General features: G+C 71.6%; 14 protein-coding genes and 1 tRNA gene. 10 read left to right on the forward strand and 5 right to left on the reverse strand.

From position 1 onward, the window contains the following. Positions 1–50: 50 nt before the first annotated feature. From FJ108_05930 to FJ108_05950, 5 genes are read left to right on the forward strand one after another with little or no spacing between them, the layout of a single operon-like run. Positions 51–3,125, forward strand: a complete 3,075-nt coding sequence (locus tag FJ108_05930) for a penicillin-binding protein (protein ID MBM4335442.1) — start codon at positions 51–53, stop codon at positions 3,123–3,125. Positions 3,126–3,135: 10 nt separating this feature from the next. Next, entirely contained in the window at positions 3,136–4,839 is a 1,704-nt protein-coding gene (locus FJ108_05935) for an amidohydrolase (GenBank protein MBM4335443.1), read from the forward strand. A 46-nt stretch (positions 4,840–4,885) separates the two neighbouring features. Further along, complete coding sequence (locus FJ108_05940; GenBank protein MBM4335444.1) at positions 4,886–5,740, forward strand: hypothetical protein; 855 nt, start codon at positions 4,886–4,888, stop codon at positions 5,738–5,740. A 58-nt stretch (positions 5,741–5,798) separates the two neighbouring features. After that, complete coding sequence (locus tag FJ108_05945; protein MBM4335445.1) at positions 5,799–7,004, forward strand: CoA transferase; 1,206 nt, start codon at positions 5,799–5,801, stop codon at positions 7,002–7,004. A 17-nt stretch (positions 7,005–7,021) separates the two neighbouring features. After that, positions 7,022–7,945 (forward strand): methyltransferase domain-containing protein, encoded by a 924-nt coding sequence (locus tag FJ108_05950; protein ID MBM4335446.1) that lies wholly within the window; start codon positions 7,022–7,024, stop codon positions 7,943–7,945. On the opposite strand, the gene FJ108_05955 is transcribed toward FJ108_05950, so the two are convergent. After that, positions 7,942–8,733 (reverse strand): 2-(1,2-epoxy-1,2-dihydrophenyl)acetyl-CoA isomerase, encoded by a 792-nt coding sequence (locus FJ108_05955; protein MBM4335447.1) that lies wholly within the window; start codon positions 8,731–8,733, stop codon positions 7,942–7,944. The genes FJ108_05950 and FJ108_05955 overlap by 4 nt on opposite strands. Positions 8,734–8,755: 22 nt before the next feature. On the opposite strand from FJ108_05955, the gene paaA reads away from it, so the two are divergent. From paaA to FJ108_05980, 5 genes are read left to right on the forward strand one after another with little or no spacing between them, the layout of a single operon-like run. Continuing rightward, positions 8,756–9,682, forward strand: a complete 927-nt coding sequence (gene paaA, locus FJ108_05960; GenBank protein ID MBM4335448.1) for a 1,2-phenylacetyl-CoA epoxidase subunit A — start codon at positions 8,756–8,758, stop codon at positions 9,680–9,682. Beyond that, positions 9,679–9,978, forward strand: coding sequence for a 1,2-phenylacetyl-CoA epoxidase subunit B (locus FJ108_05965; GenBank protein MBM4335449.1), 300 nt, complete (start codon positions 9,679–9,681; stop codon positions 9,976–9,978). Before paaA ends, FJ108_05965 begins: the two co-directional genes overlap by 4 nt. Continuing rightward, positions 9,975–10,676: a phenylacetate-CoA oxygenase subunit PaaC gene (paaC, locus tag FJ108_05970; protein ID MBM4335450.1), complete on the forward strand. Its 702-nt coding sequence runs from the start codon at positions 9,975–9,977 to the stop codon at positions 10,674–10,676. Before FJ108_05965 ends, paaC begins: the two co-directional genes overlap by 4 nt. A gap of 13 nt (positions 10,677–10,689) precedes the next feature. Continuing rightward, positions 10,690–11,496 carry an arylamine N-acetyltransferase gene (locus FJ108_05975; GenBank protein MBM4335451.1) on the forward strand — a complete coding sequence of 269 codons (807 nt, stop codon included), beginning with the start codon at positions 10,690–10,692 and terminating at the stop codon, positions 11,494–11,496. A 58-nt stretch (positions 11,497–11,554) separates the two neighbouring features. Further along, positions 11,555–11,923 carry a limonene-1,2-epoxide hydrolase gene (locus FJ108_05980; protein MBM4335452.1) on the forward strand — a complete coding sequence of 123 codons (369 nt, stop codon included), beginning with the start codon at positions 11,555–11,557 and terminating at the stop codon, positions 11,921–11,923. Positions 11,924–11,936: 13 nt separating this feature from the next. Here FJ108_05980 and FJ108_05985 read toward each other — a convergent pair. The 4 genes from FJ108_05985 to FJ108_06000 form a co-directional block, all read right to left on the reverse strand. Continuing rightward, a tRNA-Leu gene (locus FJ108_05985) sits at positions 11,937–12,018 on the reverse strand. A gap of 39 nt (positions 12,019–12,057) precedes the next feature. Then, positions 12,058–12,822: a hypothetical protein gene (locus FJ108_05990; protein MBM4335453.1), complete on the reverse strand. Its 765-nt coding sequence runs from the start codon at positions 12,820–12,822 to the stop codon at positions 12,058–12,060. Positions 12,823–12,832: 10 nt separating this feature from the next. Continuing rightward, complete coding sequence (locus tag FJ108_05995) at positions 12,833–14,233, reverse strand: sigma-54-dependent Fis family transcriptional regulator (GenBank protein MBM4335454.1); 1,401 nt, start codon at positions 14,231–14,233, stop codon at positions 12,833–12,835. Next, complete coding sequence (locus FJ108_06000; protein ID MBM4335455.1) at positions 14,230–15,465, reverse strand: HAMP domain-containing histidine kinase; 1,236 nt, start codon at positions 15,463–15,465, stop codon at positions 14,230–14,232. The genes FJ108_05995 and FJ108_06000 overlap by 4 nt, the downstream gene beginning before the upstream one ends. Positions 15,466–15,500: the final 35 nt, after the last annotated feature.

Below are 15,500 nucleotides of genomic sequence, written 5' to 3' on the forward strand. Positions count from 1 at the left end.
GCCACTCAGAAGCGGCAGGAGAGTCTTGCCCCGAGGATGGATCCGCGCCGATGCTGCCGTCGCTGCCAGTTCCAGGATCGCGCTCCGGCACCTCGCTGCCGCAGGCCGAACGCGAGCGCGCGCGCAAGCCGCGGCGCTTGCGCGTGCGCTGGCGCTGGGTCCTGGCTCTCCTGCTGCTCGCAGCCGCGCTGCTATGCGCGCTGCTTCTGCTCGAGGAGCTGCGCACGTCCGAGTTCCAGGCGCGAAAGCTCGCCGAGCTCGCGCGCGAGGCGACGTTCCGGCTCGAGCCCGGGCCCAGCCCGAGCATCCGCTTTCCGGACTCGGGACCCTACGACGAGCGGCTCGGCTACACCGGCCTGCCCGACTTCGTCGCGCGGCTGGTCGCCTCGGGCTTCGAGATCGAGTCCCAGGCGCAGCACTCCCCGCGGCTCGAGCAGCTCGAGGACTGGGGCATCTCGCCCGCGTACCGCGAGAAGGACCGCGCCGGCCTGCGCATCGTCGGGCGCGACGGGGCGGTGTTGTTCGGAACCCGCTTCCCGGAGCACAGCTACGAGCGCTTCGAGGACGTGCCGACGGCGGTCGTGGACGCGCTCGTCTTCGTCGAGAACCGCGAGGTTCTCGACGACCGCTACCCGCGTCGAAATCCCGCGGTGGAGTGGGACCGGCTCGGGCGCGCCGCGCTCTCGCGCGCGCTCCAGGTCGCCGGCGCCGAGGCCGACCGCTCGGGGGGCAGCACGCTCGCGACGCAGATCGAGAAGTTCCGCCACTCGCCGCGCGGGCTCACCAGCTCCCCGGGCGAGAAATTGCGCCAGATGGCTTCGGCGAGCCTGCGCGCCTACCAGGACGGCGAGAACACGACCGCCGCGCGGCGCCGGATCGTGCTGGACTACGTGAACTCGATCCCGCTCGCCGCCGCGCCGCCGCGCGGCGAGGTGATCGGTCTGGGCGACGCGCTCTCGATCTGGTACGGCGCGGATTTCGCGCGGACCAACGAGATCCTGCGGACCGCTAGCCTTCCGGGCTCGCCGCACGACCTCGAGACGCGCGCGCGCGCCTACAAACGGGCGCTCTCGCTGGTGCTCTCGGCCGGCCGACCGTCCTACTACCTGATCCAGGATCCGAAGGCGCTCGAAGCGCGCACCGACACGTATCTGCGTCTGCTCGCCGACGCGGGGGCGATCCCGACCGATCTGCGCGACGCAGCGCTGGCCACCGAGCTCGACCTGCGCCGGCGCGGCGAGGACGCCGCGCCGCTTCCCGCCGAGGAGCGAAAATCCGCCGGCGCCGTACGGGCGCGACTGGTCGCGCTGCTCGGCCTCTCCGACTACTACGCGCTCGATCGCCTCGATCTCGACGTCGAGACCACCGTCATCCCCTCGCTCCAGGACGAGATCACCCGCGAGCTTCGCGCGCTTCGCGACCCCGAGCGCGCGCGCGAGGCCGGCTTCCTGGCCAAGAACCTGCTCGAGCGCGGCGACCCGTCGAAGCTGACCTACAGCTTCTCGCTCTACGAGCGCGGGCCGGGCGAGAATCACCTTCTGGTTCAAGCGGACAACTCCGACCAGCCGCTCGACATGAACGAGGGCGTGAAGCTCGACCTCGGCTCGACCGCGAAGCTGCGCACGCTCGCCACGTATCTCGAGATCGTCGCCGAGCTCCACTCGCGCTTCGCCGGCGAGCACCGCGAGACGCTCGCCGCGATCGAGGTCGAGCCGGCCGACCGGATCACGCGCTTCGTGATCGACCAGCTGATCTCGCGGCCGGGACTTCCGCTCCCCGGGCTGCTCGAGGCCGCGCTCGAGCGCCGCTACTCCGCGAGCCCCTGGGAGACCTTCTACACCGGAGGCGGACAGCACCACTTCGGGAACTTCAACGAGGAGGACGACGAGCGGGTGCTCTCGGTGCGCAGCGCCTTCACGCTCTCGGTGAATCTCGTCTTCATCCGGCTGATGCGCGACGTCGTGAACTACTACATCCACCAGGCGCCGGGCTCGAGCGCCGCCCTGCTCAAGGATCCGCGCGACCCGCGCCGCGAGCAGTACCTGAGGCGCTTCGCCGACCAGGAGGGCCGGATCTACCTGGAGAGCTTCTGGCGCAAGTATCACGGCAAGCAAGCCGAGGAGCGCCGGGCCGCGCTGCTGCGCGGCGTGAGGGTCACACCGCGTCGCGTCGCGATGGCGCTCCGCGCGGCATCGCCCGAGATGGATTTCGAGGCGTTCCAGACCGCGATCCGCGCCCAGCTTCCCGAGGGAAAGCTCGCGCCGGGCATCGAGCGCAAGCTGTACGAGAGCTACTCCCCGGCGCGCTTCTCGCTCGCGGACCAGGGCTACATCGCCGGCGTCCACCCGCTCGAGCTCTGGCTGGTCGGGTACCTCGACTCGCACCCCGACACGACGCTCCGGCAGGTCTTCGAGGCCAGCTCGGAGCAACGCATCTCGGTGTACCAGTGGCTGTTCAGCCGCCACCGGAAGCGCGCGCAGGATCGCCGCATCCGCAGCTTGCTCGAGATCGAGGCCTTCCTCGAGGTGCACCGGAACTGGCAGGCGCACGGCTATCCATTCGACTCGCTCGTCCCGTCGCTGGCGACCGCGATCGGAAGCGCCGCGGACCGCCCGTCCGCACTGGCCGAGCTGGCCGGGATCATCGCGAACGGCGGCCTGCGCGTGCCGGCGCTGCGCATCGCACGGCTCCGCTTCGCCGGCGACACGCCCTACGAGACGGTGCTCGCCCCGGCGCCGACCGAAGGCGTGCGCGTGATGCCGGAAGCCGTCGCCGCTGCGCTTCGGCTGGCGATGGTGGACGTGGTGGAGCACGGCACCGCCGTCCGCGCGCGTGGCGCGCTCGTGGCCGGCGACGGCCGGCCTGCGGTGGTCGGGGGAAAGACCGGCACGGGCGACCACCGCTACAAGATCTTCGGGCCGGGCGGGACGCTGCTCGAGTCGCGCGTCGTGAACCGCACCGCGACCTTCGTCTTCCTGATCGACGACCGCTACTACGGCGTGGTCACCGCCTTCGTGCACGGCCCCGAAGCCGCGGGCTTCGCCTTCACGAGCTCGCTTCCGGCGCAGATCTTCCGGGTGCTGGCGCCATCGCTCGCGAAGCTCGTGCCCGCCGGAGCGGGATAGACTCGCCTCGGTGAAGCGCCTCGCCACGATCCTCGCCGCGCTCGGAATCGGCTGCGCCCGGCTCTCCGGGCCCGAGCCGGCGGACCTGGTGCTGCGCCACGGCTCGGTGTACCTGGGCGAGGCGGGCGCGGCGCGCGCCGAGTCGCTCGCGATCCGGAGCGGCAAGCTCGCCTACGTCGGGCCCGATTCGGGAATCGCGCCGTACATCGGCGCGGACACGCGATCGGTCGAGCTCGGCGGACGTCTGGTCCTGCCGGCCTTCCACGACGCGCACGTGCACCCGATCTCGGCCGGGCTCGCGGCGATCCGCTGCCCGCTCGCGGGAATCAGCGACCGAGACGCGCTCGAGGGGCGAATTCGCGACTGCGCGGAGTCGCAGCGCGGACGAGCTTGGGTCGAGGGCAGCGGCTGGGAGCTGCCGGTCTTCGGCGCCGCGAATCCGCGTGCCGAGCTCCTCGACGCGCTCGTCCCCGATCGGCCCGCGCTGCTCCGCAGCGCCGACGGCCACTCGGCCTGGGCGAACTCGCGCGCGCTCGCGGCCGCCGGAGTCACTCGCGACACACCCGACCCTGCGAACGGTCGGATCGAGCGCGATCCGAGCAGCGGCGAGCCGAGCGGCACGCTTCGCGAGGCGGCCATGGAGCTGGTCGCACGCGCGGCTCCCGCGACCACGGCGCAGGATCTGGAGCTGGCGCTGGGCCGCGGGCTCGCCGAGCTGGCGCGGCTGGGCGTGGTCTGCGCGCACGAGGCGAATGCGACGCCCGCCTACTGGGACGCCTATCTTGCCTACGGGAAGAGCGGAGCGCCCGGCCCTCGCGTTCGCGCCGCGCTCGCGCTGCCGCCGGATTTCGCGTCCGTCGATCCCCTGCCCGCGCTCGAGGCCGCGCGGGCAAGCGCGCACGGCGATCGGGTTCGCGCGGAAGCCGTGAAGCTCTTCCTCGACGGCGTGATCGAGGCGCGCACCGCGGCCCTGATCGAGCCGTACGAGGGCGGGGACGAGCGGGGATCGACTCTCCTGGCCCCGGACGCTCTCGACGCGCTGGTCGCGCGCCTGGACGCCGCCGGCTTCCAGGTGCACATGCACGCGATCGGCGACCGCGCCGCGCGAATCGGCCTCGACGCCGTCGAACGAGCACGCGCCGCAGCTCCGGCGGGCGGCACGCGTCATACGATCGCGCACCTGCAGCTGGTCGCCGCGGACGATCTGATGCGCTTCGCAGGGCTCGGCGTCGCGGCGAACGTGCAGGCGCTCTGGGCGCAGGCCGATCCATACATCACCGAGCTCACGATCCCGTTGATCGGCGACGAGCGGAGTCTCGACCTCTACCCGATCGGATCGCTGTTCGCGAACGCAGACGTCGTCGCGGCAGGGAGTGACTGGCCCGTGAGCTCCGCGGATCCGCTCGCCGCGATCGAGGTCGGAGTCACCCGGCGCGCGGACGACTCCGGGCCCGGCCCCGGCTGGCTCCCGGAGCAGCGCGCCGACCTGGCGCAGATGCTCGCCGCGTACACGCGCGGCGGCGCCTGGCTCGACGGAGAGGAGCGCGAGCGTGGCAGGCTCGCGCCGGGAATGGCCGCGGACCTGGTCGTGCTCGACCGCGATCTCTTCGAACTCGAGCCGCACGAGATCTCGAGCGCGCGCGTGCTCTGGACCCTCGCCGACGGCGAGACGATCTGGCTCGACGCGCCGACTCCGCTCGCGGGCGCGCGCTGAAGCACCGCTTCAGTTCCGCGGTGGCTCGGCCGACGCGAGAGCCGGCATGTCGCGCGCCGCGCTGCTCATCGCCGGTCTGATCGCGCTCTGGGCGGTCGCGATCTCGGTCCTCTTCGGAGGCGCGCGCGGTCCCGATCGCCTCGACCCCGAGCCGTACCGCGCACAGATCCGCGCGGTCGAGACCCTGCTCTATCGCGCGACGCCCGCCGCGCTCGGCGACGGCGACCGCGTCGCCGCGGCGCTCGAGGAGCTGGCTCAGGAAATCGCGCAGTCCGCGGCGCACCCGCTCGCCCGCCAGCGCGGGCTTCGCCTGTACGAAGCGGTCGGCCTGGCCTCGGGCCTCGGCGACGCGGGCTACTCCCTTCCCGATCTCGGGCTCGTGCGCGCGGAGTGGGAGAAGTCGCGCGACGCGCTGTTCGCGCCCGCGCCGTGGCTCGGTCGAGCCGACGCGACGACGGTTCCCATCGAACCGGCCTCGCGCCCGACGCGGCTCGAATCGGCCGACCTGGTCCGCGTCCGGCACGCAGCGCACAGGCTCGCGCGCCTGGCCGACGAGGGCGAAGCGGAGGTGCGCGCGCTCGGCGAGCCGAAGTACGCGCCGCCCGACTTCGACGCCACCGCTCGCGCACAGATCGAGGCCTGGAACATCTGGGCGCGGCGGTGGAACGCGAGGCTCGACGACGCGCTCCTCGGTCTTCCCGCGCGACTGCCGGCAGACGCGGACTCCGAGCTTCGACGCGCGCACCGCGACGCCCGGCTCGCCGCCGACGAGCTCCGCGCGGTTCCGCAGGGCGCAGGCGCCTCGCCGACACCGTTTCGCAGCGAGTGGGAGGCGCGCTTCGGGCGCGCGCGCGAGCTGCTCGGCGAACGGGCCGCTGGCCGATCCAGCGCGGCGCGCTGATCCGCTCCGAGGCCCGGCGTTCGGGTAACCTGGCGCTCCATCCAGGGGAGAGCCGCGAATGACGTCTCCGTGCGAGGGGCTGAAGGTCGTCGAGGTCGCGAACTGGGTCGCCGGGCCCGCGGCCTGCGCGCTGTTTCGCGACATGGGCGCGGAGGTGTTGAAGATCGAGCCGCCCGAGGGCGACGCGCTGCGCGCGTTCAAGATGCGAAATCTCGGCTACGACACCGACCTGAACACCGCCTTCGAGGTCGACAACCGCGGCAAGCGCTCGCTCGTGCTCGACCTCGAGAAGCCGCGCGCGCGCGAGGTGGTGCACCGCCTGGTGCGCGACGCCGACGTGTTCCTCACGAATCTCACCCAGCCGCGGCGCGAGAAGTACGGGCTGGACTTCGAGCGTCTGCGCGCGGCGAATCCGCGGCTCGTCTACACCTCGCTCACCGGCTACGGCACGCACGGTCCCGAGCACTGGCGACCGGGCTTCGACTACGCGGCGTTCTGGGCGCGCTCGGGAATCATGGCGACGCTCGGCGAGCCGCCCTCGGCGCCTCCGCTCTGTCGCGGCGGGCAGGGAGACCACACCACGGCGCTGAACCTGGTGCTCGCGACGCTCGCGGCGCTTCGCCTGCGCGACCGCACCGGCGTTGCCCAGTACGCGGACGTCACGCTCTACGGCACGGGGATGTGGACCATCGCGGGCGACCTGTCCGCCGCGCTGATCACGAAGGCTCACCCGCCCCGGCACGACCGGACCGCGCCGCCGAACCCGATCTGGAACTCCTACCCGACGCGCGACGGCCGCTACATCCTGCTCGTGCACCCGGACTCGCAGTCGTTCTGGCCGCGCGTCTGCGCGGCGATCGGCGAGCCGGCCTGGGCAGCCGACGAGCGCTGGGACACGCCGGCGAAGCGGACCGCTGCCACGCGCGAGCTCTCGAGCGCGATCGGCGAGCGCTTCGCGCGCCAGGACTTCGGGCACTGGGCGGTCGAGCTCGATAGGCACAAGCTGATCTGGGCGCCGGTCGCGACGCTGGACGAGGTGATCGCCGATCCGCAGGCGCGCGCGATCGGCACGTTCGCGCCGATCGATCACCCCAAGGAGGGGCGCTTCGAGACGGTGGCCATGCCGCTCGCGATCGCGAACAGCCGGATCGAGCCGCGCGGCCCCGCGCCCGAGCTCGGCGCGCACTCGCGCGAGGCGCTGGCCGAGCACGGCTTCAGCCACGAAGAGATCCGCGCGCTCGAGGCGGAGGGCGTGCTCGGTTGAGCGAGGCGCAGGCCGAGATGCTCGCGAACCGGCTGCGCAAGCGTTCGCGTCACCTCGCGAAGTGGGCGCGCCGCAGCGGCGTCTCCTGCTACCGGCTCTACGACTGCGACATCCCCGAGATCCCGCTCGTGATCGACACGTACGAGGGGCGCCTGCACGTTTCGGTGTACGCACGCGAGAGCGACGCGAGTCGCGACGACGCGTGGATCGACGCGATGACCGCCGCGGCCGCGAGCGCGCTCGGAATCGCGCGCGAGGATGCCTTCGCCAAGCGCCGCGCGGGCCAGCCCGGCGCGTCGCAGTACCGAAAGCTCGGCGACGCGCGCGCCGAGCTCACGGTGACCGAGGCGGGCCTGCGCTTTCGCGTGAACCTGTCGGACTACGTCGACACCGGCCTCTTTCTGGACCACCGCCAGACGCGCCTGCGCGTGGCGAGCGAGGCCGCGGGAAAGCGCTTCCTCAATCTGTTCTGCTACACGGGCGCGTTCACCGTGCACGCCGCGGCGGCCGGCGCGAGATCGACCACGAGCGTCGACCTGTCGAGAACCTATCTGGACTGGGCCGAGCAGAACCTGCGGCTGAACGGACTGGCCGGGCCGCAGCACGAGTGGGTCCGCGCCGACGTGCTGGAGTTCCTCGCGCGCGACACCGGACCGTACGACCTCGCCGTGCTCGACCCGCCGACCTTCTCCAACAGCAAGAAGATGCGCGGGGCGCTGGACCTGCAGCGCGACCACGCGGCGCTCGTGAACGCGACGCTGCGCCGGCTCGCGCCCGGCGGCGTGCTCTGGTTCTCGACCAACTTCCGGCGCTTCAAGCTCGACGCGGCCGCGATCGACTCCGACGCGATCTGTGACGTCTCGCGCGAGACCCTGCCCGAAGACTTCCCGGACCCGCGCACGCGCTACTGCTTCCGGATCGCGAGGCGCGCGGTCGACTAGCGGCCGGTGAAGCGCGCCTTGCGCTTCTCCTGGAACGCCTTCACGCCCTCGGAATAGTCGTGCGTCCGGCCCGCGAGCACCTGCAGGTCGCGCTCGCGATCGAGCTGCTCGTCGAGGTCGCTCGCGAGCGACGCGTTCGTCGCGCGCTTGATCAGGCCGAGCGCGGTGGTGGGCAGCGCGGCGAGGCGAAGCGCGAGCGCCTCGGCCTCCGGCAGCAGCCGCTCCGGCTCGTGCACGGCCCAGATCATGCCGAAGCCGAGCGCCTGCTCCGCCGTGATCCGATCGCCGAGCAGCATCAGCGCCTTCGCGCGCGCGAGCCCCACCAGCCGCGGCAGGAAGAACGTGCCGCCGCTGTCGGGAATCAGGCCGATGTTGATGAAGGCCTGGATGAAGCTGGCGTTCTTCGCGGCCAGAACCACGTCGCAGGCGAGCGCCAGGTTCGCCCCCGCGCCCGCGGCCACGCCGTTCACCGCGCAGACGACGGGCTTCTCCAGAGCGACCAGTCGCCGCACGACCGGGTTGTAGTTCTGCTCGATCGCCGCCCCGATCTCCAGGCCCTTCGAGCCGTCGGGCGGGAGCATCTCGGCCAGATCCTGCCCGGCGCAGAACGCGCGGCCCTCGCCGGTGAGCAGCAGCGCGCGAACGCCCGGGTCGCGCGCGGCCTCGTCGAGCACGCCGCGCAGCTCGCGAGCGAGCGCGGAGTTGATGCTGTTCAGCACGTCCCGCCGGGCGAGCGTGATCCGTCCGACGGCGTCCCTGACTTCGTACCGGAGGTGTTCGCGTGTCATCGGCCCATGGTACCCTGCCGGCATGGACGACGCGGAGCGCGAGCGGGCGTTTCAGGCGCGAATCGACGCGGGCGAGACGATCGAGCCGGGCGACTGGATGCCCGACGCCTACCGCGGCCAGCTGATCCGCATGATGAGCCAGCACGCGCACTCCGAAGTCGTCGGCACGCTGCCCGAGGGGAACTGGATCACGCGAGCGCCGACGCTCCGCCGCAAGCAGGCGTTGCTCGCCAAGGTGCAGGACGAGGCCGGCCACGGCCTGTACCTGTACGGCGCGGTCGAGACCCTGGGCGTCACGCGCGAGGAGCTGATCTCGAGCCTGCTCGCGGGCCGCGCGAAGTACTCGAACATCTTCAACTACCCGACGCTCTCCTGGGCGGACGTCGGCGTGATCGGCTGGCTGGTCGACGGCGCGGCGATCGTGAACCAGACCACGCTCACCAAGTGCTCCTACGGCCCGTACTCGCGCACGATGATCCGGATCTGCAAGGAGGAGCTCTTCCACGAGCGGCAAGGCTTCGAGCTGGTCGCGGTGCTCGCAGCGGGAAAACCCGCGCAACGCGAGATGGCGCAGAGCGCGGTCGATCGCTGGTGGTGGCCGGTGCTGATGATGTTCGGGCCGCCCGACGACGCCTCGCCGCACAGCGAGCAGCTGCTGCGCTGGCGCGTGAAGGTGAAGAGCAACGACGAGCTGCGGCAGTGGTTCGTCGACCTCGCCGTTCCGCAGGTCCACGAGATCGGCCTCGAAGTTCCCGACCCCCGGCTCGAGTTCGACGCGAAGACCGGCCACTGGCGCATCGGCCCGATCGACTGGGACGAGTTCTGGCGCGTGATCCGCGGCGGAGGGCTGTGCAATCGCGACCGGCTCGCCGCGCGCAGGCGCGCGCACGAAGAGGGCCGCTGGGTGCGCGAGGCCGCCGAGGCCTGGGCGAAGAAGAGGCCGCAATGAGCCCGCCGACCGCCGACTCGCAGTGGCCGCTCTGGGAGGTCTTCGTGCAGGAGAAGGCCGGCGCGCCGCACGAGCACGCGGGCTCCGTGCACGCGCCCGACGGGGAGCTGGCGCTGCAGGCCGCGCGCGACGTCTACGCGCGGCGCGGTCCGATCGCCAGCCTCTGGGTGGTCGAGTCGGAGCGGATCGTCGCCACCACGACCGCCGACGCGGCGTCGTTCCTGGAGCCCGGACCCGAGAAGCTCTACCGCCATTCGCGCTTCTACAGCGGTCCGAAGGCGCGGAAGAGCAAATGAAGGCGACGGTCGAATCACTGCTGCGTCTCGGCGACGACCGGCTCGTGCTCGGCCACCGGCTGTCGGAGTGGTGCGGGCACGCGCCGATCCTGGAAGAGGACATCGCGCTCTCGAACATCAGCCTCGATCTGATCGGGCAGGCCGAGCGTTTTCTCGGGCTCGCCGGCGCGCGCGAGGGTCGCGGCCGTGACGCCGATGCGCTCGCCTTCCTGCGCGGCCCGACGGAGTTCCGCAACTGCCTGCTCGTCGAGCAGCCCGACCTCGACTTCGCGCACACGATCGTGCGCCAGGTGCTCTTCGACTCCGCCGCGCTGCCCGAGCTCGAGCGGCTCGCCTCGTCGTCCGACGCGGAGCTCGCCGAGCTCTGCGCTCGCGCGGCGAAAGAGACCCGCTACCACGCGCGCCACGCGCGCGAGTGGTTCGTTCGCCTCGGCGACGGCAGCGACGAGAGCCACCGGCGCATGCAGGCCGCGCTCGATGCGCTCTGGCCGTTCACGGCGGAGCTTCGCGAGTCCGAGCCCGAGGCGAGCTGGGGTGCGGAGCTCTCGCGCCTGATCGAGACGGCCCGGCTGCGCCGCCCCGGCGATCCCGAGTACCCGACCGGCGGCGGCCGGCGCGGCGTGCACAGCGAGCACCTCGACCGCCTGCTCGCGGAGATGCAGTGCGTGGCCCGTGCGCACCCTGGCGCGAGCTGGTGATTCGCGCCGGAGCATGAGCGAGCTGGCGCCGGGGCTCGTCGATCGCGTGCTGGCGAAGCTCGGCCTCGCCAGCGACCCCGAGATCGACGTCGCCGGGCTCTCGCGGCTCTACCTCGCTTGGTGTCGCGCGGTTCCGTTCGACAACGTCCGCAAGCGCATCGCGCTGCTCGAGGGCCGTCCGGGACTGCTCCCGGGCGGCCGGCCCGAGGACTTCTTCTCGGCGTTCCTCGAGCACGGCGCGGGCGGAACCTGCTGGCCGTCGAGCAACGCGCTGCACGCGCTGCTCGGCGCCTGCGGCTTCGAGGCGCGGCGGATCCCCGCGTCGATGGCCGACCGCGGCGAGCCCAACCACGGAAGCCTGGTGGTGCGCCTCGCGGGCCAGGAGTGGCTGGTCGACTCCTCGATCCTGAACGAGCTTCCGATCCCGCTCTCGCGCCACCGCCCTTCCGCGCTCGACGACGCCGTGCATCCGATCCGGCTCGAGCCGGCCGACGCGGGCCTCTCGATCCACTGGGGGCGCAGCGTCTCGTCCGACACGATGCCGTGTCGGCTGATGGACGACCCGGTGGACGAGGCCTTCTATCTGGAGCGCTACGAGATCTCGCGCGGGGTCTCGGTCTTCAACGCCTCGCTCTACGTGCGGAAGAACTTCCCGGGACGGCTGGTCTCGTTCGCGGGAAACACCCGCTTCGAGAAGACGGCCTCGGGTGTGACGAGCCGCGCGCTCGATTCCGACGAGCTCCCCGATGCGCTGGTCTGCGAGCTCGGCCTCTCGCGGGCGATCGTCGCGCGCCTCGCGGCGCTCGGCGGGCTCGGCTAGCCGACTTGCAATCCGGCCGGATCCGATTCACGGTGCGGCAAGACGCGGAGGGATGGCGATGAAGAGCAACGAGCAGGTGATCCGGGATTTCATCGGCGCGTGGGCGCGCCTCGATACCGACGAGCTGGTGGCGTACTTCAGCGACGACGGCATCTACCACAACATGCCGATGGGGCCGGTCGCGGGCCGCGAGAACGTGCGCAACCTGATCCGCGGCTTCCTGTCCACGTGGACCAAGACCGAATGGGAGATCCGCAACCTGATCGCCTCGGGAAACGTGGTGATCGCCGAGCGGGTCGATCGCACCCAAGCGGGGAGCAAGCGCGTCGACCTGCCCTGCACGGGGGTCTTCGTGATGGAAGGCGGCAAGATCAAGGAGTGGCGCGACTACTTCGACATGGCCACGTACCAGCGCGGCATGAGCTGAGCCTGACTCGAGCTGCCGGGGACAGGGGTCGAACCTGCACGCCTTGCGGCAACGGCTCCTAAGGCCGTCGCGTCTGCCAATTCCGCCACCCCGGCAAGAGCTGCGTCCGCCGGCGCGGAGAGTAGCAGAGCCTCCTAGCCGTTCGCGGCCGCAGGCTGCTCGGCGCGGACCGTCACGACCTCGCGCATCGCCGCGGCCGGCACGAAGAGCGAGGGCGAAAGGCGCCGCTTGAGCTCGTCGAGCTCGCGGCGGGCCGCATCGAGCTTCGCCTCGTCGCGGATCGCGCGCACGCGCCGCTCGAGTCCCGAGTCCATGTCGAGCTCGATCCGGCTCTCGACCTTCAGGCGCTCGATCTCCTCGCGAACGCTCTCCAGCGCCTTCATCTCGCCCTCGGTCGAAAGACCCTCGAACGCGGACTGGATCCTGCGCCGCGCGCGCGCGCTCGCGAGCTGCGCGAGCATGCGCACCTTCTCCCGCTCCAGGCTGCGGATCTCGGCGCGGAATTTCACCAGATTGGTCTTGGCGCTCTCGCACTCCGCGGAGACCTCCTCGAGCTCGCGCTGGCCGCGCTCCAAGTCCTGAAGCAGCGCGTCCTTCTGCGCGATCAGCACCAGTGCCACCTCGTCGTCGCCGCGCTGTACGGCTCGGCCGATGTCGTCGTGCAGGCGCGCGAGCTCCGAGCGGCGGCCGCTGAGCTCCCCCTCGATCTTGTTGCGCATGTACAGGATGCCCGCGACCGCGCGCTTCAGCTCCGCGTACTGGCGCACGCGCTCGCCGATCACGCGCTCGTAGACCGCGTCGGGCCGCTCGACCTCGCGCTCGCGCATCCAGACCGCGAAGACCCCGTTCACCAGATCGCGGAGTCGGGCGACGATTCCCCGGTGTCCGTTCGTTCCCATCGGGTCTCTCCTATTCGGACTCGTCGCTCCAATCCTCGGAGCGCAGGTCCAGCTCGCGGATCTTCTGCTGCAGGCTCTGGCGCACCATTCCGATCGCCTCGGCCGTGCGCGAGACGTTTCCGCCGTGCTCCTTCAGCGCGCGCATCAGGTAGGCGCGCTCGAAGCTCTCGACCGTGATCCGCTTCGCGTCGCGGAACGGCACGCCAATCGACAGGCTCGTCCCGACGTCGGCCGGAAGCTCCTCGCCCTCGAGCGCCAGGTCCGCGACCTCGATCTCGGGGCCGCCCGCGAGCACCGCGGCGCGCTCGATCGCATTTCGCAGCTCGCGCACGTTGCCGCGCCAGGCGTGGCGGGTGAGCCGCGCCAGCGCCGCGTTCGAGAGGTGCTTCGGCGCGCGCCCGAGCCGTTCGGCGAGCGCGTGCACGAAGCGCTCCGCGAGAAGCGGCACGTCCTCGAGCCGCTCGCGGAGCGGCGGAAGCGTCATCTCCACCACCTTCAAGCGGTAGTAGAGGTCCTCGCGGAAGCGGCCGTTCTTCACCTCGCCCTCGAGGTCGCGGTGGGTGGCGGCGACGACCCGCACGTCGACGTTCACCACGCGGTTTCCGCCGACCGGCTCGAAGCTCTTCTCCTGCAGCACGCGGAGCACCTTGGCCTGGGTCTCGGGCGCCATGTCGCCGATCTCGTCCAGGAAGATCGTGCCGCCGCTGGCCGCCTCGAACTTGCCCACGCGCCGGGCGTCGGCGCCGGTGAAGGCGCCCTTCTCGTGGCCGAAGAGCTCGCTCTCGACCAGCTCCTTCGAGATCGCCGCGCAGTTCACCGCCACGAAGGGCTTCGCGCGCCGCGCACTGCGCTGGTGCAGGGCCTGCGCGACCAGCTCCTTGCCGGTCCCGCTCTCGCCGCGCACGAGCACCGAGAGATCGGTCTCCGCGACCTTCTGGATCGTCTCGAAGATCTGCTTCATGGCGCGGCCCTGACCGATCAGGTTCTCGAACGAGAGGTCGCGCTCGACACGCTCGAGCAGAAGCCGGTGCTCGCGCTGCAGCTGCGTGCGCTCCAGCGCGCGGCGCACCACCACGCGCAGCTCCTCGTTGTCGAAGGGCTTGGGCACGTAGTCCTCGGCGCCCTGCTTCATCGCCTCGACCGCGACCTTCTCGCTGCCGTGCGCGGTGATCATCACGACCGCGGTCTCCGCGCGCGCCTCCTTGCTGGCGCGAAGCACGTCCATGCCGCTGATCCCGCGCCCGAGCGCCAGGTCCGTGATCACCAGGTCGTAGGGCTTCTCGGAGAGCTTGCGCAGCGCGTCCTCGCCGGTATCGGCGAGATCCACGTCGTAGCCGTCGCGGCGGAGCAGCCCGCGAAGCGCGAGCTGGATCGCCTTCTCGTCCTCGACGATCAGAACGCGCGCGCTCATCGCGCCGCCTCGGGTCGCTGGGCGTGCTTGGGGAAGTGCAGCGTGAACTCGCTGCCCTGGCCGGGCGTCGAGCTCACCTCGATCTCACCGCCGTGCGCGTCCACGAGCTTGCGCGTGATCGCGAGCCCGAGCCCCGTGCCGTTCGCCTTCGAGGTGAAGAACGGCTTGAAGATTCGCGCCTGCGTGTCGGAATCCATACCGGGGCCGTTGTCGGCCACGCGCACCCAGACCTCGTTGCCGCCCAGGTTCTCGCCGATCGCGATCCGCAGCACGGGGGCCTGCGTCTTCGCCTCCGCGAAGGCGTCGAGCGCGTTGCCGACCAGGTTGATGAAGACGCGCCGCAGCTGCTCGCGGTCGCCGACCAGCTCGCCCGGCACGTCGAAGTCGCGCTCGAGCTTCACGCCGGCGCTCGCGCAGCGCTCGCGAAGCGACTCGAGCGCGCTCTCGGCGGCGTCGACCAGCTTCATCTTTTCCGGGTGCATCTCCTCCTCGCGCGCGTAGCGGAGCAGGTGCGAGATCGAGCGCTCGACCCGGTCGAGCTCCTGCAGCGCGATCTGCGCGTACTCGACGTTCTCGGCGGAGCCGGGGTCCTCGCCGAGCTGCTGCACCAGGCTCTTCGCGGCGGTGATGGGGTTGCGGATCTCGTGCGCGATCGAGGCGGAGAGCTCCTCGAGGGAGCGCAGCTTCTCGTCCTCGAGCGCCACGCGCTGGCGCGAGACCGACCGCGAGACCTGCCGCTCGACCTCGCCGCGCACCCACTTGCGGCGCAGGTCCGGCGCGACGATCGCCTGGAAGAAGTGCGACGCGAGGCCGATGCCCCAGGCGAGCGCCACGATCGGCGCGACGTAGGACCGCACGCCCGGGATCCAGGAGAGCAATACCATGACGAGGACGTACGAGATCAGGTGCTGGATGAAGCGGATTTTGTGCTCCGCCGTGCGGCGCGCCTCGAGCCAGGTCTCCTCTTCCGGAGAGAGCTCGCGGCCGCGCCGTCGCGCGCGGCGTCGCTCGCGCTCGGCCTCGCGCGCCGCCTGTCGGGCCGCTCGGGCGTCGACCCCGCCGGGTCGGCTCCAATCGGGCCGGCCGCTCCGGCCGCTCGCCCGGCGCTTGTCCCAGTCGTCCCAGCGCATTGGCATCCGCTTCACTCCACAGCGGCCCTGAGACGCGAAAAGAAGCTGGAGCGACGGGATCGCGGGCCAGGGCCGGACTCGCTGGATTGTAGATCGCCGCATCGATCCAGCCCCAGAGCAAAGCGCGTGCCGCGAGC

It is taken from the genome of Deltaproteobacteria bacterium (assembly GCA_016875225.1).
Taxonomy (GTDB): domain Bacteria; phylum Myxococcota_A; class UBA9160; order SZUA-336; family SZUA-336; genus VGRW01.